The sequence below is a fragment of the Nonomuraea terrae genome (assembly GCF_004348995.1).
Lineage (GTDB): Bacteria > Actinomycetota > Actinomycetes > Streptosporangiales > Streptosporangiaceae > Nonomuraea > Nonomuraea terrae.
On record NZ_SMKQ01000195.1, the window covers coordinates 1 to 17,381 of the forward strand.

14 protein-coding genes are annotated in these 17,381 nt (G+C 72.2%); 6 read left to right on the top strand and 8 right to left on the bottom strand.

Annotation, left to right across the window (positions count from 1 at the left end; all coding sequences use genetic code 11):
* Positions 1-188: 188 nt before the first annotated feature.
* On the bottom strand, positions 189-1,850 hold the full coding sequence (locus E1286_RS37760; protein ID WP_132620516.1) for a sensor histidine kinase: 1,662 nt from the start codon (positions 1,848-1,850) through the stop codon (positions 189-191).
* A 173-nt stretch (positions 1,851-2,023) separates the two neighbouring features.
* Between E1286_RS37760 and E1286_RS37765 the strand changes: the two genes are divergently transcribed.
* A complete protein-coding gene (locus tag E1286_RS37765) occupies positions 2,024-2,665 on the top strand; it encodes a response regulator (protein WP_132620518.1) in 642 nt (213 codons plus the stop codon).
* 54 nt (positions 2,666-2,719) lie between these two features.
* On the opposite strand, the gene E1286_RS37770 is transcribed toward E1286_RS37765, so the two are convergent.
* The 3 genes from E1286_RS37770 to E1286_RS37780 form a co-directional block, all read right to left on the bottom strand.
* Positions 2,720-3,094 (bottom strand): RrF2 family transcriptional regulator, encoded by a 375-nt coding sequence (locus E1286_RS37770; RefSeq protein WP_132620520.1) that lies wholly within the window; start codon positions 3,092-3,094, stop codon positions 2,720-2,722.
* Between the two features lie 48 nt (positions 3,095-3,142).
* Entirely contained in the window at positions 3,143-4,081 is a 939-nt protein-coding gene (locus E1286_RS37775) for a sulfite exporter TauE/SafE family protein (RefSeq protein ID WP_132620522.1), read from the bottom strand.
* A 162-nt stretch (positions 4,082-4,243) separates the two neighbouring features.
* Positions 4,244-4,591 (bottom strand): peptidase inhibitor family I36 protein, encoded by a 348-nt coding sequence (locus tag E1286_RS37780; RefSeq protein WP_165970092.1) that lies wholly within the window; start codon positions 4,589-4,591, stop codon positions 4,244-4,246.
* A gap of 494 nt (positions 4,592-5,085) precedes the next feature.
* On the opposite strand from E1286_RS37780, the gene E1286_RS37785 reads away from it, so the two are divergent.
* Entirely contained in the window at positions 5,086-5,760 is a 675-nt protein-coding gene (locus E1286_RS37785; protein ID WP_246075514.1) for a sulfotransferase family protein, read from the top strand.
* Between the two features lie 564 nt (positions 5,761-6,324).
* Here the strand turns inward: E1286_RS37785 and E1286_RS37795 are convergent.
* From E1286_RS37795 to E1286_RS37805, 3 genes are read right to left on the bottom strand one after another with little or no spacing between them, the layout of a single operon-like run.
* Positions 6,325-7,329 carry a LacI family DNA-binding transcriptional regulator gene (locus tag E1286_RS37795; protein WP_132620526.1) on the bottom strand — a complete coding sequence of 335 codons (1,005 nt, stop codon included), beginning with the start codon at positions 7,327-7,329 and terminating at the stop codon, positions 6,325-6,327.
* Between the two features lie 54 nt (positions 7,330-7,383).
* Positions 7,384-9,429, bottom strand: a complete 2,046-nt coding sequence (locus tag E1286_RS37800) for a SpoIIE family protein phosphatase (RefSeq protein ID WP_246075515.1) — start codon at positions 9,427-9,429, stop codon at positions 7,384-7,386.
* Between the two features lie 58 nt (positions 9,430-9,487).
* On the bottom strand, positions 9,488-11,326 hold the full coding sequence (locus E1286_RS37805) for a glycoside hydrolase family 15 protein (RefSeq protein WP_132620529.1): 1,839 nt from the start codon (positions 11,324-11,326) through the stop codon (positions 9,488-9,490).
* Between the two features lie 147 nt (positions 11,327-11,473).
* Here E1286_RS37805 and E1286_RS37810 point away from each other — a divergent pair, with 147 nt between their 5' ends.
* On the top strand, positions 11,474-12,331 hold the full coding sequence (locus E1286_RS37810) for an aldo/keto reductase (protein WP_132620531.1): 858 nt from the start codon (positions 11,474-11,476) through the stop codon (positions 12,329-12,331).
* A gap of 65 nt (positions 12,332-12,396) precedes the next feature.
* A complete protein-coding gene (locus E1286_RS37815; RefSeq protein WP_132620533.1) occupies positions 12,397-13,527 on the top strand; it encodes an acyltransferase family protein in 1,131 nt (376 codons plus the stop codon).
* On the opposite strand, the gene E1286_RS37820 is transcribed toward E1286_RS37815, so the two are convergent.
* Positions 13,493-14,893, bottom strand: coding sequence for a pyridoxal phosphate-dependent decarboxylase family protein (locus E1286_RS37820; protein WP_132620535.1), 1,401 nt, complete (start codon positions 14,891-14,893; stop codon positions 13,493-13,495). The genes E1286_RS37815 and E1286_RS37820 overlap by 35 nt on opposite strands.
* A 73-nt stretch (positions 14,894-14,966) precedes the next feature.
* Here E1286_RS37820 and E1286_RS37825 point away from each other — a divergent pair, with 73 nt between their 5' ends.
* Positions 14,967-16,145 (top strand): acyl-CoA dehydrogenase family protein, encoded by a 1,179-nt coding sequence (locus E1286_RS37825; RefSeq protein WP_187368279.1) that lies wholly within the window; start codon positions 14,967-14,969, stop codon positions 16,143-16,145.
* A 52-nt stretch (positions 16,146-16,197) separates the two neighbouring features.
* On the top strand, positions 16,198-17,381 hold a 1,184-nt coding region (locus E1286_RS37830), incomplete at its 3' end, for a site-2 protease family protein (RefSeq protein ID WP_132620539.1).

Consider the following 17,381-nt stretch of genomic DNA (forward strand, 5'->3'; position numbering starts at 1 on the left):
GTGTATAAGTAAGAGACAGGGGCGGCGGTGCGGGCTGCGGTGCGGGTTCGTCCGTTGACGGGGGCGGCCATGACGTCCTCTTTCCGTTGGAGTGGCTCGTCGTGTGCGCTTCCAGCACACCGCCTGCGCGCTCCTCACGGCAGTGCCGTACGGCCTTGTGTCACCGGGACCTTCGTCCCGGCCGATCCCTACAGCGGGACCGTCCAGCACAGCCGGGTCCCGCCCTCCGGCGGTGTGTCGATGTCGGCGGTGCCGCCCAGCCCTTCGGCCCGCTGCTCGATGTTGCTCAGGCCGCTGCGGCGTACGACCTCGCCCACGCCGACGCCGTTGTCGGTGACGATGAGGGTGAGGATGCCGTCCGCGGCCTCGACGGAGACCTCGGCGCGGCCGGCCCGCGAGTGGCGTACGACATTGGACAGCGCCTCGCGGAGCACGGCCAGCAGGTGCTCGGCGACGGATTCGGCCACCAGGGTGTCGATCTGCCCTTCCATGCGCAGCCCCGGCATGAACCCCAGATGCCCGCCGGCCCCCTCCACCAGGGCGACGATCTGGCCGCGCAGGCTGGGCATGTCGTCCTCGGGGCCGGCCTGCAGGGCGAAGATGGTCGAGCGGATCTGGCGGATGGTCTCGTCCAGCTCGTCGATGCCGTGCTGCAGTCGTTTGGCCGCCTCGGGCCGCTCCACCAGCCGCAGTGTGCTCATCAGCGTCATCGCGGTGGCGAACAGGCGCTGGATCACCACGTCGTGCAGGTCCTTGGCGATCCGGTCGCGGTCTTCGAGCAGGCTGAGGCGTTCGGCGTCGCGGCGCGCCTCGGCCAGCTCCAGCGCGATGGCCGCCTGCCCGGCGAACGCGTGCAACATTCGCTGGTCCGCGGCGCTGAACGGCAGCCGTCCGCTCCGCTTGGCCAGCACCAGCACTCCTCGGACGTGCGGCGGGGCACCCAGCGGCACGGTGAGCTCCGGCCCGAAGCCGGGTCGCCGGCGGGTGTCGGCCTCGCCGCGCGGCTCACCGCTGGTGAGCACGTCGCCCACGGCGGACGCGTCGACGGCGGTGCCGAGCAGCCCGTCGGCGCCCTCCCCTTCGGCGGCCTCGACGCGCAGCGCGTCGCCCGCCAGGTCGGGCAGCAACATCTGGACGAGGTCGGCGTCGGTCATCTGGCGGGCCCGGGCGGCGACCACGCTGAGCACCTGGCGGGGGTCGGCGCCCGACAACAGGCTCGTGGTCACCTCCGACGACGCCTCCAGCCAGGTCTCACGCCGGCGCGTCTCCTCGTACAGGCGGGCGTTCTCGACGGCGACGCCGGCCGCGGTGGCCAGCGCGATGACGATGGCCTCGTCCTCCTCGTCGAACTCGCCGCCGCCGCGCTTCTCGGTCAGGTAGAGGTTGCCGAACACCTCGTCGCGCACCCGGATCGGCACGCCGAGGAACGTCCCCATCGGCGGGTGGCCGGGCGGGAAACCGTACGACTCGGGGTGGTCGGAGATGCGGCCCAGCCGCAGCGGACGGGTGTCCTTGATCAGCAGGCCGAGCAGGCCGAGCCCGTGCGGCCAGTGCTCGATCCTGGCGATCTCCTCCTCGCTCAGCCCCACCGGGATGAACTGCATGAGCGTGTTGCCCTGCCCGACCACGCCCAGCGCGCCGTAACTGGCGTCCACGAGCTCGGTCGCGGTCCTGACGATGCGGCGCAGCACCGTCTCCAGGTCCAGGTCGCTTCCCACCGACACCACCGCGTCGAGCAGCGCGTGGACCCGGTCGCGGGTCGACAGCACGGCGTTGAGCCGCACCTGCAGCTCGGCCAGCAGCTCATCGAGCCGCATCTGGGGCAGCAACTGACGATGCTCGCTTTCCATGGCGATCAGTCTGGCATCGGACGGCGCCTCTTCGCGCGGGCCGCCCGTAGGCGGAAACGGCCGTCAAGTGACTAAAGGCCCTGAAAATACGCGATTCCGCCACGAATTCCACCCCCGGATTCGGGGACTTTCGCGACTTTCGGCGCACGCCGCCGCTCGGATACCGTCAAGGCATGATTCGCGTCTTCCTCCTCGACGATCACGAAGTCGTCCGCCGGGGCGTGGCCGCCCTGCTCGAGTCCGAAGACGACATCGAGGTCATCGGCGAGGCGGGCACCGCGGAGTCGGCCGTCGCCCGCATCACGGCGCTGCGGCCCGACGTGGCGGTCCTCGACGTACGGCTGCCCGACGGCAACGGCGTGGACGTGTGCCGCGAGGTCCGCTCCCGTCTCCCCCAGCTGGCCTGCCTGATGCTGACGTCGTTCGCCGACGACGACGCCCTGTTCGACGCGGTGATGGCCGGCGCCGCCGGCTACGTGCTCAAGCAGATCCACGGCTCCGACCTGGTCGGCGCCGTCCGCACGGTCGCCTCGGGCCAGTCGCTGCTCGACCCGCAGACCACCGCTTCCATGCTGCAGCGCCTGCGCGACCAGAGCGCCAGGAAGGACCCGCTGGCGGCGCTGACCGAGCAGGAACGCCACATTCTCGACCTGATCGGCGAGGGCCTGACCAACCGCCAGATCGGCGAACGGCTCTTCCTGGCCGAGAAGACGGTCAAGAACTACGTCTCCAACCTGCTGTCAAAGCTGAGCATGCAGCGCCGCACCCAGGCCGCCGCCCTCGCCGCCCGCCTCCGCGCCGACCGCCACAGCTGAGAGCCGAGTAGGGGGACGAAGCCGCCCGCACGCACCGACCGCCGCGGCCGGGCCTCAGTGGGTGACGAGGTCGGCGAGGGTGGTCTCGCCGAGCAGGCGGTCCTGGTGGGCGCGGAGCTCGGCCCAGATGCCCGCCAGCGGCGCCGCCGCCTTCGGTAAGGGGCGGCTGACCGGCTCCATGCCCTCGGTGACGCGGATGACGTCGGCGAGGGCGATCTCGGCGGCCGGGCGGGCGAGCCAGTAACCGCCGTCGGGCCCGCGCTGGCTCTGGATGAGACCGGCCCGGCGCAGCTGCAGCAGGATGTTGTCGCAGAAGCGGCGGGGGATGTCCTGGGAGACGGCGATCTGCTCGGCGTGCAGGGGGCCGTCGGCCGCGGCGAGCGCCAGCATGGCGCCGAGGGCGTACTGCGTACGGGCGGAGATTCTCATAGGCGTGAGAGCGCCGGGACCCGGTTCCCGGGCCCGGCGCGCACGGCCTCACGCGGAGGCCTGCTCCTCCTCACCGGCTCGGGCGCGCAGCTCACCTTCGACGGCTTCGACCGACTCGCGCGCCTTGTCGCGCCGGTACTCGCGGACGGAATAGACGATGGCGGCGACCCAGATGACGGCGATCGCGATGTAGGACACCGTCTGGACGCCGCCGGAGGCGTCGACCCAGTCGCTGCGCAGCAGCGTGCGGACGTTGGTGAGGATGATCACGCCGCCGACGGCCGAGCCCAGGATGCGCGGCGGGATGTGCCGCACCAGCCAGGCCGCGATCGGCGCGGCGATCACGCCGCCGACCAGCAGGACGGCGACCCAGGCGAAGTCGATGTTCTCCGAGCCGATGCCGACGAAGAAGCCGATGCTGGCCGCGATCGCGACCAGGAACTCGCTGGCGTCGATGGAGCCGATCACCTTGCGCGGGGCCATCCGGCCGCTGGCCAGGATCGCGGGGGTGCCGACCGGGCCCCAGCCGCCGCCGCCGGTGGCGTCCACGAAGCCGGCCACCACGCCGAGCGGGGCCAGGAACCGCTTGCGCAGCGGCTTGCCCAGGTTGCCGCGCGGCAGCCCGAACGCGGTGAACCGGACCAGGATGTACGCCCCGAGCGCCAGCAGGATCAGCGACATGATCGGCGCGGCCACTTCGGTGGACAGGCTGGACAGGAACGTGGCGCCGGCGAAGGCGCCGGCCGCGCCGGGGATGCCGATCTTGGCGACGACCTTCCAGTCCACATTCCCGAAGCGCCAGTGGGAGATGCCCGAGGCGAGCGTGGTGCCGATCTCGGCCAGGTGGACGGTGGCCGACGCGGCTGCCGCGTTGGTGCCGATGGCCAGCAGCAGCGTGCTGGAGGTGACGCCGTAGGCCATGCCCAGGCTGCCGTCGACGAGCTGGGCGACGAAGCCGACCAGCCCCAGGAGGATGAGCGCCCGCACAATCTCGCCTTTCTCTACTTTATAAGTAGGGATAATCATTTATGATCGGAAGGCGTTCGTCAAGCGGGGATCTCCGGGAGGCTGGGCCGGCTCCGAGCCCGGACATGGGGCGGGGCCCGGGCGGCAGGATGCCCGGGCCCCGTCACTCATTCTGCGCGCAGGTCAGCAGCGTGGCGCCACCGCGTCGATCCTGCCGCCGAAGTCGTTGTCGTAGACCCTGCGGTAGTCACCGTTGCGGACGACGCGTGTCTCCTTCTGGGAGCCTGGGCGGATCCAGTTGATGAAGCAGCCGGCCGCCTCGGCTCGGAAGGATCCCACGTTGTCGTGCAGGGCCGGGGGCACGTCCACGTAGCCGTTGCCCGGATTCCAGCACCAGGACGCGCCCTTGTAGTCCCGCTGGCTCCACATGCAGATGTCACCGGAGCGCGCGGCGGCCGAGGCCGGGGCGGCGAAGGTGATCATGGTGAGGGCCGTGGCGCCCGCGGCGGCGGCGATGCGCATACCGTTCATGGCTGTCTTCTCCTCGTTGTCGTGCCGGCTGGGGGTTCCAGCGGCGGCTCGGTCACATGATGGAGCAGAGCGAACACGGAGCGCGTCCACCGTCGCGATACAAGATCGGGGACTCAAGGTCGCGGAGAAGTGGCGGCAGCGCCACATCCTGCGGAAACACCGGCGTCCGACCGACTGCACAACGTCACCATGGGTAACGTCATGCAGTCGTCGCTGGTCGCGCGAGCGCCGTGCCCGAGCTCTCTCGCCCGCGCTGCCTCATGCCCTGATCGCCCGATCCGCCGGCGGCCCGGCCCGGCGGCGGCCCGGCCCGGCGGCGGCCCGGCCCGGCGGCGGGAACCCCCAAGCACAGGCCAAGATCTCGTCAGTTCTTTGTCATATCCGGCCACGTCGATCTCGCGGCACGCATACATCCGCCCCTTTCGCGGCATATGCCATACCTCTGCGGCCAGAGCATCGAAGGCCGGAGCCCGGACGCGAGAGCGAGGACGAGGATGATCGAGGTGATCGGGGCCGGGTTGCCCCGCACCGGCACCCTGTCGCTCAAGGCCGCGCTGGAGCGGCTCGGATTCGGCCCGTGCTACCACATGTTCGAGCTCTACGATCATCTGGAGCTCATCGACCGCTGGCTTCCCGGAGTGCCGGACACGCGGGAGGGCTGGGAGCGGCTGTTCGCCGGCTACCGGTCATGCGCCGACTGGCCGGCCGGCTTCTTCTGGCGCCCGCTGGCCGAGGCGTTCCCGGAGGCCAGGGTGATCCTCACCGTCCGCGACCCGCGGAGCTGGTACGACAGCTTCCGCAGCATGATCAGACTGCGGGTCGCGTCCATGGCGCAGGAGGCACCGTCGCCGGAGGAGCTGGAGTTCCGTACGAGGTTCGCCCGCATCCAGCCGCTGCTGCGGCGCATCGCCGAGGAGACGTTCGGCGCCGGCGGCTTCCCGTACCGGATGCCCGCGCCGCAGCCGGCCGTCAGGGCGTTCGAGCGGCACATCACGACGGTCGAGGAGTCCCTGCCGCCCGACCGGCTGCTGGTGTTCGACGTGCGCGAGGGGTGGGAGCCGCTCTGCGCCTTCCTGGGAGTGGCCGTCCCCGAGGGTGAACCGTTCCCCCGGCTGAACGACCTCGACGCCGTCAGGGAGAGGTTCGCCGCGCTCAAGACCAGCCTGTAAGAAGCGTGCACTACGGGGGTACATCGCATGGTGCGGGTTCGCCTTGACGGTGGCGACGCTGATGACCAGTTCGGCGGCTATTTCCGTGTTGGTCAGACCGCGATGACCGGGGCGAGCGCTCCGGCGCACAGGCCGTCGGTGAGGGCTGCGGCACGCCGGCGAGCTGCTCGGCGACCCGCTGATCGCCACGGACGCCGACACCGCGCCCGCCCTGCCGCCGCTCCCGGGCCGGCCGCTGCGCGGCACCAAGCAGGAGTGGCTGGACCACGAGCTGCGCAGGTGGGACGGCTTCACCCGTGGCGAGAACCGCTACGTCGAAGTGCCCGGCGAGCACTACACGCTCATGAACGCCGACCACGTCGGCACGTTCCAGCACATCCTGCGCCGGGAGCTGGACCGGGCCCTGCGCGGGCGGTGAGCGTTCAGCGGCCGGCCAGGCCCAGGCCGTCGGCCGCCGCCGGCGACAGCGCCGGCTCCTCCAGGCCCGAGAGCGCCGGCCAGGCGACCTCGGCGGTGGATCCGCCGGACTCGGTGACGACCGCGCTGGGACTCTACCGGACGGGGTCAGGGGGCCAGGCTGGAGCTGCGGAGGACGAGCTCGGTGGCGAGCTCGATGTGGCGCGACTCGATGGTCTCGCCGGCGGCCAGGCGCAGCGCCGTGCGCAGGGCGACGATGCCCATCTCGCGCAGGGGCTGGCGGACGGTCGTCAGCGGGGGCGAGGTCAGGGTGGCGATCTCGGTGTCGTCGAAGCCGACCACGCTGAGGTCGTCGGGGACGCGCAGGCCGCGCTCCCTGGCCAGCTGCATGAGCGCGAGCGCGATCTCGTCGCTGGCGGCGAAGACCGCCGTCGGCCGCGGCTCGACGTCGAGCAGGCCGGCGCCCTCCCGCAGCCCGTCCGGGTAGCAGAAGCCCGCGGTGCGTACGTATCCGGGCAGCACGGGCACGCCCGCGGTCTCCATGGCGGCGCGGTAGCCGTGCATGCGCGCCTGACTGCTGGCGGCGTCGGCCGGGCCGCCGAGGCAGGCGATGCGGCGGTGGCCGAGGGCCAGCAGGTGCTGGGTGGCGGACATGCCGCCGGCGAAGTTGGTGGCGCCGATGCTGGTCACGGGCGGGGGCGGCGGGTTGACCGGGTTGACGACGACCACCGGCAGGCCGGCCCGGGTCAGGGAGGCCAGCTGGCGCCGGTTCGGCTCGTCGGTGAGCAGGATCATGGCCTGCCACCCGCCGGCGGCCAGGCCGCGCGCCCACGCGTCCCCGGAGGGCGGCTCGCCCTTGACGTTGGTGATGACGACCGGCACGCGCGCCTCGGCTCCGGCCTCCAGCGTGCCCTTGATGATCTCGGTGGAGTACGCGCACAGGTCGCCGCTCACCTGCAGCTCCACCATGGCCGGCGCCCGCTGGGCCGGCCGGGCGGCGTATCCCTGCTTCACCAGCAGCGACTGCACCCGCCGGCGGGTGTCCGGCGCGACGTCGCTGCGGCCGTTGAGCACCTTGGAGACGGTGGCCACGGACACCCCGGCGGAGGCCGCCACGGTGGCCAGAGTGGCCCGCCTGCGACTGCTCGGCATCGATTTCCTCCCCAAGACCCGGCTTCTTACCTTAGAGGCCGGAGGCGTACGGCGTCAGACGCGCGTACGGGCGAGGAGGAGGGCGATGTCGTCCTCGGCGGGCCGCTCGCCCACCATGGCGTCGATGACGGCGACGCACAGCCGGTCCAGCGGCAGCGAGTACCCGCCGAGGACGGCGCCGAGGCGTTCCATGCCCGCGTCGAGGTCGGCCTCGCGGGTCTCGATGAGCCCGTCGGTGTAGAGGGCGAGCACGCTGCCCGCGGCCAGCTCCAGCTCGACCGACTGGTAGGCGCCGAAGCCGACCCCGATCGGGGTGCCGCTGGGCAGCCGGACGAAGCCGACCTCGCCCGAGGGGTGGATGATCGCGGGCGGCGGGTGCCCGGCGGCGGCCATGGTGCAGCGCCGCGTGGCCGGGTCGTAGACGGCGTACACGCAGGTGGCCCCGGTGGCGTTGGCCGGCAGGCCGTCGGCGCCGGCGTCCTCCTCCGACAGGCGTACGACGAGGTCGTCGAGGTGGGCGAGCACCTCGTCGGGCGGCAGGCCCACGTAGGACAGGGTGCGGACGGCGGTGCGCAGGCGTCCCATCGTGGCGGCGGCGTTGATGCCGTGGCCGGTGACGTCGCCCACGACGAGGGCCACCCGGCCGCCGGCCAGCGGGATGGTGTCGAACCAGTCGCCGCCGACGCCGTCGCGGGTGCCGGACGGCAGGTAGTGCGAGGCCACGTCGAGGGCGTCGCCGCCCCTGAGGTTGCGGGGCAGGAGGTTGCGCTGCAGCGCGAGGGCGGCGGCGCGCTCGCGGGTGTACTGGCGCGCGTTGTCCAGGCTGAGCGCGGCGCGGGCGGCGAGTTCCTCGGCGACGACCACGTCGTCGGGGGTGAAGGCGGCCGGGTTGTCGTGGCGGGTCAGCACGGTGACGCCGAGGATGTCCCCGCGGGCCTTCAGCGGCACGACGATCAGGCTGTGCATCCCCGAGTCCCTGACCGCCTTGGCCCGCGTCGGATCCTGGTCGAGCCAGCCGCCGGGCGGGGGGTCGAACACCGGCTCGAAGTGCGACCTGCCGCTGGCCAGGGTCCGGGCGAACGGCGAGGACTCGGGGACGAAGACGGGCTCCCCGATCGCGAAGACGGATTCGGGGACGCCCTCGCGGATCGAGGCCACGCCCGCCCGGCGGAACACGGGCCCGCCCGGCTCCGCGCCCTGCAGGCGCTGCGCGGCCTCCTCGTCGGCCATGACCGCCTCGGCGAGGTCGACCGTGACGAAGTCGGCGAGCACCGGCACCGCCAGGAGGGCCAGCTCCTGGGCGGTCTTGATGATGTCGAGCGTGGTGCCGATGCGGATGCTGGCCTCGCGGATGAGGGCGAGCTGGTCGCGCGCCACGCTGTTGGTGATGTCGAGGGCCAGCGAGCACACGCCGAGCGGGCGGCCGTCCAGCCCTTCGATGCGGAAGAGCGAGGTCGACAGGGTGCGTTCCTCGCTGTCGTCGGGCGCCTTCCACCGGGCCTCCCGGTCGATCATGGGTGTGCCGTCGGCGAGGACCTTGCGCATGGCGTGGCGGGCCGCTTCGACGTCCACGCCGGGCAGCGGCTCCGCCAGCGAGACGCCGACCCGGTAGTGCGGGAAGACCCGCCGCAGGGTCTGCGCCGCCTCGTTCAGCCAGACGACCCGCAGGTCACGGTCCCAGATGGCCATCGCCACGGGGAAGTGGCTGACGAGCGCCTCCAGCACCGAGCTCCTGCGGCGGGCGACGTCGCCGGCCAACGGCGTCGGCCGCAGGATCCAGCCGGGTCGCTCGGCGGAGCACAGGAAGCGGGTGGCCTCGATGTGCACGACGATCTTGCCGCCGTCGCGGTGGCGCATCTCGGCCACGCCCGACCAGCGCTCCTCACCGCTGAACCGCCGTAGCCACGTCCGCATGCCGGCCATGCCGTCGCCGGGCAGCAGGATCGCGCTGGGCCGGTGGAGGGTCTCGGCGGCGCGGTAACCGAAGAGCTCCTCGGCGAACGGCGTCCAGCCGACGATGGTGCCGTCGGCGTCGGTCACGAAGATCGCCGGAAACGTCTCCCCTACCACACCGCCTGGAATGCCGCCGGACGCGGTCACGCTCAAGGTCCGCTCCGCGGCCGGGCGCCGCGCTCGACAGGATCCGTGCATGCCACGGTTATCCGAGCGCCTGGTCGAGGTTGAAGGCGGCACTGATCAGGGCGAGGTGGGTGATCGCTTGCGGGAAGTTGCCGAGCTGCTCGCCGGTGTGCCCGATCTCCTCGGCGTACAGGCCGAGGTGGTTGGCGTAGGTCAGCATCTTCTCGAAGGCGAGGCGCGCCTCGTCGAGGCGGCCGGCGCGGGACAGCGCCTCGACGTACCAGAAGGAGCAGATCGAGAACGTGCCCTCGGGGCCCTCCAGCCCGTCGGGGCTGACCTCGGGGTCGTAGCGGTAGACCAGCGAGTCGGAGACCAGGCCGTCGCCGAGCGCGTCCAGGGTGGACAGCCACTTGGGGTCGGTCGGGGAGACGAACTTCGCCAGCGGCATCATGAGCAGCGAGGCGTCCAGGACCTCGTCGGCGAAGTGCTGGACGAACGCCTGCAGGCGGCCCGACCAGCCCTGCCGCATGATGCCGCGGTAGATGGAGTCGCGTGCGCGCCGCCAGCGCGGGATGTCGGCGGGCAGGCCGCGCTGGGCGGCCATCCGCATGGCGCGTTCGATGGCGACCCAGCACATCAGCCGCGAGTAGACGAAGTCCTTACGCCCGCCGCGTGTCTCCCAGATGCCCTCGTCGGGCTGGTCCCAGTTGTCGCAGACCCAGTTGACCAGCGTGCACACCTCGTCCCAGCGGTCGCTGGAGATCGGCCGGCCCCACTTGTTGTAGAGGTAGATGGAGTCGATGAGGGCCCCGTAGATGTCGAGCTGGAGCTGGTCGGCGGCGGCGTTGCCGATGCGCACGGGCGCCGACTTGCGGTAGCCCTCCAGGTGGGTGAGCTCCTGCTCGGGCAGGTCGCTGCGGCCGTCGATGCCGTACATGATCTGCAGGGGCGGGGTGGGGTCGCCCGGGCAGCAGTCGATCGAGACGTGCTCCGACAGGAAGCCCATGAACGCCTCGGCCTCGTCGGTGAAGCCGAGCCTGAGCAGGGCGTAGACGCAGAAGGCGGCGTCGCGCACCCACACGTACCGGTAGTCCCAGTTGCGCTCGCCGCCGAGCCGCTCGGGGAGGCTGGTCGTGGGCGCGGCGACGATGCCGCCGGTCGGGGCGTACGTGAGCAGCTTCAGCGTCAGGGCTGAGCGGTGGACGACCTCGCGCCAGCGGCCCCGGTAGCGGGAGTGCGACAGCCAGCCGCGCCAGAACCGCACCGTGGCGACGAACTCCGCCTCGGCCTCCTCGATCGGGCACCCGCGCACCTCGACGCCGGGCGCGAGCCGGTCGAGGGCGAACACCGCGTGGTCGCCCTCGCGCAGCAGGAAGTGGCTCCAGGCGTCCTGCCCGTCGGTCTCGAGCGGCACGCTGGCGAACAGGGCGAGGTCCATGGACGGCGAGGAGAACGTGATCCTGGAGCCGTTCTTGTGCGCGGTGTGGGGCTGGCGGGCGTAGTCGAAACGGGGGGCGATCCTGGCGCGGAACGGGATCGAGCCGCGCACGCAGGCGACCCGGCGGATCAGCCGGTGCCGGTCCACTTCGCGGGGGTTCTCCGCGATCGGCATGAAGTCCTGGATCTCGCCCACGCCGTCGCCGGCGAAGAAGCGGGTGATGAGGACGTTGGTGTCGGGGAAGTAGAACTGTTTCGTGGTCGCCGGGATGTCGGCGCACAGTTCGAACGACCCGCCCCGGTCGGCGTCGAGGAGCGAGCCGAACACGCTGGGCGCGTCGAACCTGGGGCAGCAGTACCAGTCGATGGTGCCGTCGGTCCCCACGAGCGCGACCGTGCGCAGGTCGCCGATCAGGCCGTGCTCGCCGATGGGCAGGTACCGGCAGTCACCTGGCTCGTCGCGCGTCCCATTTGTCCGCATGACATAAAAATAGGCAGTTCAAGGGACGCTCCATGTCACCTCCGTGTCAAGGAGCGGCAGATCTTCGTAGATCCCGCATGGTGGCTCACAGGTCGATTTGACCTGGAGTGCGCTCCAGCGGAGAGGCTGGGCGTCATGCACAATGCCATGAGAACGCGCGCCATCGGAAAGCGCCAGGTCGGCGTCATCGGGCTGGGCGCCATGCCCATGTCGGTGGCCGGGCACATGCCCGACGAGAACCAGTCGATCCGTACCATTCTCGCGGCCCTGGACGCGGGCGTCACGCTCGTCGACACCGCGGACGCCTACACCCCCTCGCACACCGACGTCGGTCACAACGAGCGCCTGGTCGCCCGCGCCCTGTCGCTATGGGGCGGCGACACCGGCTCGGTGCTGGTGGCGACCAAGGGCGGCCACACCCGCACGCCCGAAGGCTGGGGCCGCGACGGCAGCCTCGACTACCTGAGGAAGGCGTGCGACCGCTCGCTCAAGGCGCTCGGGGTCGACAGCATCGGCCTCTACCAGCACCACCGGCCCGACCCGAACGTGCCGTACGAGGAGACCATGGGGGCGCTCAAGGAGCTGCACGACGCCGGCAAGATCCAGATGGCCGGAATCTCGAACGCGAATCCCGAGCAGATCAGGCTCGCCCGCGCGATCCTCGGCGACCGCCTGGTGAGCGTCCAGAACGAGTACTCCCCGCGCTTCCGCAGCAGCGAGCCGGAGATCGACGTGTGCGAGGAGCTGGGCCTGGCGTTCCTTCCCTGGTCGCCGCTCGGCGGCATCGGCCGCACCGGGGAGACGACCGAGCGCAACGCCGTCTTCACCGGGATCGCCGCGGCGCGCGGCGTCTCGCCGTACCAGGTCTGCCTGGCCTGGGAGCTGGCCCGCAGCCCCGTGGTGATCCCGATCCCGGGCGCGAGCCGGCCGGAGAGCATCCTCGACTCCGTCCGTGCCGCGGACCTGGAGCTGACCGCGGAGGAACTGGCCCGCCTCAACGGCTGACCGCCGGGGGGCTTGGGCATGCTCGGCGTAAAGAACAAGGCGACAATTGTCCTAGACTCCGACAAATGTCCCAAGCCCCCGCCCGGCTGGCCTGGCTGGACGCCCTGCGGGGGCCGGCAGCGCTGGCCGTCACCCTGCACCACGCCGGCTGGACGTTCGTGCCCGGTCTCTGGGCGGCGGTGGACGGCCGCGTCGACCTCGGCACGTGCGGGGTCTTCGTGTTCTTCCTGGTCAGCGGCTACATCATCCCGGCCTCGCTGGAACGGCGCGGTGACCTGAGCGCGTTCTGGACCGGACGCGCCTTCCGTCTGCTGCCGCTGCTGCTGGCCGCCTTCGCGCTGGTGCTCGCGCTCGCCGGGGCGGGCGCGCTGCCCCTGCCGCCGGAGCTGGCCGACCGGCCGCTGCCGGTGGTCGTGCTCGGCAACGTGACGATGCTGCAGGAGTTGCTCAACCTGCCCGCCGTCATCGACGTCACCTGGACGCTCTCCTACGAGATGGCGTTCTACCTGATGTGCGTGGCGTTGTTCGCGGTGCGGCAGGGGCACCGGTCGGCCGGGATCGCGGGAGGGCTGGCGGTGGCGGCCGTGCCGCTGGGCCTGCTGCTGCCCGGGGCCACGATCGGCGGCGGCGCCGACGCGGCCGCCGTGCTGCTCGGCCTCGCCGTCGCCGCCGCCATCGCGGTGACCGTGCTCGGCCGGGGGCGGGTGCGTACGGCCGCGGCGGTGGCCGGGGGGCTGCTCGGGCTGGCGCTGGCGGTGCTGGGCAGCCGGGGCGGCACCTGGCAGGGCGTGATCATTGTGGCCACGATGTTCGCGGGCACCGCCGTGTACCGGGCCGAACGAGGCCAGATCCCGCCGCGGGCCGCCGTGCTCGCGGTCGCGGCGGTGCTGGCCTGCGGGCTCCCGGCCAAGGACGACCCGGGCTGGGCGCCCGCGCTGGCGCTGGCGTTCGGTGTGTTCGCGGCGGCGTTCGCGCTGCGCGGGCGGGTGTTCCCGCGCTGGCTGGCCTGGCTGGGCACGATCAGCTTCTCGCTCTACCTGCTGCACCCGCTCCTGCTGCACGTGGCGCCGGGCCTGACCGTGTTCTACGCGGTCCTGATCCCGCTGAGCGCCGTGACGTACCACCTGATCGAGACGCCGGGGCGGCGGCTCGGCCGCTTCCTCATCCGGCGCAGCGGTCCGCGGCCTCCCGGATGACGGCGAGGGCCTCGGCAACGCGGTCGGCGTGGGTGCGGAAGCTCAGCACGCACAGGCGCAGGAAGAACCGCCCGCCGATGGTCGTGCTGCTCAGGTAGACCCGCCGGCTGTCGTTGACGGCGGCGAGCAGCCGCCGGTTGGGCTCGTCGCCGCCGCGCAGCCGGAAGACGATCACCGTCAGGTCCGGCTCCCAGGGCGCCTCGAAGCGCGGGTCGCCGGCCAGCTCCGCGTAGGCGTGCGCGGCCAGGTCGAGCTTCTCGTCCAGTTCCTCCTCGAAGGCCCGTACGCCGTGCAGGTGCAGCGGCAGCCACAGGCGCAGGCCGCGGAACTCCCGGGTCAGCTCGATGCCGAGGTTGCCGAAGTCGGGCAGGTCGTCCATCCGGCCGATGTCCTGCAGGTACTGGCCGTCGGCGGCGTGCGCCTCCCGCAGCAGGGCGGGGTCGCGCACCAGCAGCAGCCCGGTGCCGTACGGCAGGAAGAGACTCTTGTGCGGGTCGAGCGCGAGCGAGTCGGCCTCCCCGACGCCGGCGAGCGCGGCGCGGCCCCGTCGCGTCAGCTGGAACCCGCCACCGTACGCCGCGTCGACGTGGAACCACATCCCCTCCCGCCGGGCGAGCTCCGCCAGCTCGGGCAGCGGGTCGATCGTCCCGGTGTCGGTGGTGCCCGCCGTTCCCACCAGCAGGAACGGGCGCAACCCCGCCTCCCGGTCGGCGGCGATCATCTCGGCGGCGGCGGCCACGTCCATGCGCAGGCGGCCGGTCGCCGGAACCGTGCGGACGCGGCCGGCGGGCAGCCCCGCGATGCGGGCGGCCTTGGCGACGCAGTAGTGCGTGTGCTCGGTGACGTACAGGGTGCCGCCGGCGATGTCCTCGCCGAGCCGGTGCTGCCGCGCGGCCAGCACCGCCGACAGCGTGGCAGGCGACGCGCCGGTGGTCACCAGCCCGCCCGCGCCGGCCGGCAGCCCGAACAGGTCGCAGAACCAGGTCAGCACCCCCTGCTCCATCGCGACCAGCGCGGGCGCCGTCTGGGCCACGCCGGTGTAGCGGTTGGCGGCCTGGGCCAGCATCTCGGCGAGCGCGGCCGAGACCAGCCCGCCCGCCGGGAAGTACGCGAGATAGCCGGGGCCCGCGGTGTCCACGCCCTGCCCGGCGGCCCGGCGGAACGTCTCCAGCAGCGCGCCGAAGTCGCCCGGTGCGCCGGACGGCGGGCGGCGCACCAGGGCGGACAGCTCCGCCGCGTGGTCGTAGTCGCTGGCCGGGGCCGAGCCGAGCTCCGCGAGCCAGCCGGCCAGGAACTCCACGGCCTCCCGGCCGAGCTTCTCGATGGCGGTCCGGTCGAGATCGAGGGGATATGCACCGATCGTCATCCCGGCAGCGTAAGCCGACCGGTTGGCGCGTGTCCTCAGTGTCGCGGGAGGCGGCGGGGGTAGGGGCCGGGCCATGTCCGAGCTGCTGACCGGGGACTTCTACGCGTTCGAGAACCTGCTCTCCGAGGAGGAGCGGGCCATTCTGCTGCGGGTGCGGGAGTTCCTGAAGGAGAAGGTCGTCCCCATCGCCAACGACTGCTGGGCCCGCGCCGAGTTCCCGCTCGACCTGGTCAAGGGGTACGCCGAGCTGGGCATCGCCGGCCTGGCCTACCCCGAGTGCCCGGGCCCCAAGCCGAGCGGCCTGCTCAGCGGCTTCCTGGCGCTGGAGATGGCGCACGCCGACCCGTCGATGGCCACCTTCTTCGGCGTGCACACCGGCCTGGCCATGGGCAGCATCGCCGCGTGCGGCTCGGCCGAGCAGCGTCAGCGGTGGCTGCCGGAGATGAGCAGGATGGAGCGGATCGGCGCGTTCGCGCTGACGGAGCCGACCGGCGGCTCGGACGTGGCGGGCGGGCTGCGCACGACAGCCAGGCGCGAGGGCGACACGTGGCTGCTCGACGGGTCCAAGCGCTGGATCGGCAACGGCACGTTCGCGGACCTCGTCGTCGTCTGGGCGCGTGACACCGAGGACGGGAAGGTCAAGGGTTTCGTGGTGGAGAAGGGCACGCCCGGCTTCACCGCCACGAAGATCGAGAACAAGATGGCGCTGCGCACCGTGCAGAACGCCGACATCGCCCTGAGCGGCTGCCGCGTCCCCGAGGCCAACCGGCTGCAGGACGCCCGTTCCTTCCGCGACACGGCGCGGATCCTGCGCAGGACCCGCAGCGGCGTCGCCTGGCAGGCCGTCGGGGTCATGCTGGCCGCGTACGAGATCGCGCTGCGTTACTCCAAGGAGCGCGAGCAGTTCGGCCGGCCCATCGCCAAGTTCCAGCTCGTGCAGGACCTGCTGGTCAGGATGCTGGGCAACGCCACCGCCTGCCTCGGCATGGTGGTGCGCCTGGCCCAGCTCCAGGACGAGGGCGTCTTCCACGACGAGCACTCGGCGCTGGCCAAGGCGTACTGCACGACGCAGATGCGCCAGGTCGTCGGCTGGGCGCGGGAACTGCTCGCGGGCAACGGGATCATCCTCGACTACGACATCGCCCGCTTCGTCGCCGACGCCGAGGCCATCTACTCCTACGAGGGCACCCGCGAGATCAACACGCTGATCGTCGGCCGGGCCGTCACGGGGATGGGCGCGTTCGTCACGTGACCTGCGCCGATGCGTGGGTAAAAGGAGCGGACACGCCACCCCGGGAGGAAACATGCGCTCCTCGATCTCTCTGGGCACCATCGGAGGCGTCCGCGTCGGGCTGAACGTCAGCGTGCTCGTCATCGTCGCGATCCTCGTGGTGGGCCTGGCCTTCGGCCGGTTCCCGGTGGTCTTCCCCGGTCATTCGGTGCTCGTCTACGTGCTGGCCGGCCTGGTCTCCGCCGTGTTGTTCCTGCTGTCGCTGCTCGCCCACGAACTCGCGCACGCCATGACGGCGCGACGGCACGGCATCGAGGTGTCCGGCATCACGTTGTGGCTGCTCGGCGGAGTGGCCGAGCTGCGCGGGGAGCCCCGCTCGCCCGGCGCCGACCTGCGGATCGCGATCGTGGGGCCGGTGGCGAGTCTGCTGTGCGGGGTGCTGTTCGGCGCGGTGGCGTGGCTCGTCGGCGCCCTGGCGGGGGCGCCGCTGGTGGCCGGGATCTTCGTCTACCTGGCCGCGGTGAACGTGCTGCTGGCCGTGTTCAACCTGATCCCCGCCGCGCCGCTGGACGGCGGGCGGGTGCTGCGCGCCGCCCTGTGGGCGCGCTGGCACGACCGCACGCGGGCCGCGATCACCGCCGCGCGCGCCGGCCGGATCTTCGGGTACGCGCTCATCGCCCTGGGTTTCCTCGAGCTTGTCACCGGCGTCGGGTTCCAGGGTCTGTGGCTCGCGCTGATCGGATGGTTCCTGGTGAACGCGGCCAGCGCGGAGGAGCAGCACACCCAGCTCGGCACCGCCCTGTACGGGCTGCGGGTGAGCGACGTGATGTCCGGGCAGCCGGTCACCGCTCATCCGGACGAGACCGTGGCCGGGCTGGTCGAACGGGTGGTGATGCGGCGGCGGCTGTCGACGTACCCGCTGGTGGACGACGGCGGCCGGTTCGCCGGGCTGGTGACGCTCAACCGCATCCGCCAGGTGGACCCGCGCGACCGCGAAGTCACGAAATTGCGTGATATCGCCTGCCCGGCCGCGGAGGTGCCGCAGGCGCGGGCCGACGAGCCGCTGATGGACCTGCTGGAGCGGATGCGCGGCTCCGCCGACGGGCGCGCCGTGGTCCTGGCCCCGGACGGCTGCCTGATCGGGCTGCTGACGCCGAGCGACATCAGCCGGGTGGTGGCCACGGCCGGCCTGCGAGCCACGGACCCGATGGGCTCGCGCGGCGCCGACCTCACCGTCTGTCTCTTATACACAACTGA

Coding starts and splice junctions, on each gene's coding strand:
- E1286_RS37760 (WP_132620516.1), bottom strand. CDS start 1,850: ATGGAAAGCGAGCATCGTCAGTTGCTGCCCCAGATGCGGCTCGATGAG.
- E1286_RS37820 (WP_132620535.1), bottom strand. CDS start 14,893: ATGACGATCGGTGCATATCCCCTCGATCTCGACCGGACCGCCATCGAG.
- E1286_RS37765 (WP_132620518.1), top strand. CDS start 2,024: ATGATTCGCGTCTTCCTCCTCGACGATCACGAAGTCGTCCGCCGGGGC.
- E1286_RS37815 (WP_132620533.1), top strand. CDS start 12,397: ATGTCCCAAGCCCCCGCCCGGCTGGCCTGGCTGGACGCCCTGCGGGGG.
- E1286_RS37825 (WP_187368279.1), top strand. CDS start 14,967: ATGTCCGAGCTGCTGACCGGGGACTTCTACGCGTTCGAGAACCTGCTC.
- E1286_RS37795 (WP_132620526.1), bottom strand. CDS start 7,329: ATGCCGAGCAGTCGCAGGCGGGCCACTCTGGCCACCGTGGCGGCCTCC.
- E1286_RS37770 (WP_132620520.1), bottom strand. CDS start 3,094: ATGAGAATCTCCGCCCGTACGCAGTACGCCCTCGGCGCCATGCTGGCG.
- E1286_RS37810 (WP_132620531.1), top strand. CDS start 11,474: ATGAGAACGCGCGCCATCGGAAAGCGCCAGGTCGGCGTCATCGGGCTG.
- E1286_RS37785 (WP_246075514.1), top strand. CDS start 5,086: ATGATCGAGGTGATCGGGGCCGGGTTGCCCCGCACCGGCACCCTGTCG.
- E1286_RS37805 (WP_132620529.1), bottom strand. CDS start 11,326: ATGCGGACAAATGGGACGCGCGACGAGCCAGGTGACTGCCGGTACCTG.
- E1286_RS37780 (WP_165970092.1), bottom strand. CDS start 4,591: ATGAACGGTATGCGCATCGCCGCCGCCGCGGGCGCCACGGCCCTCACC.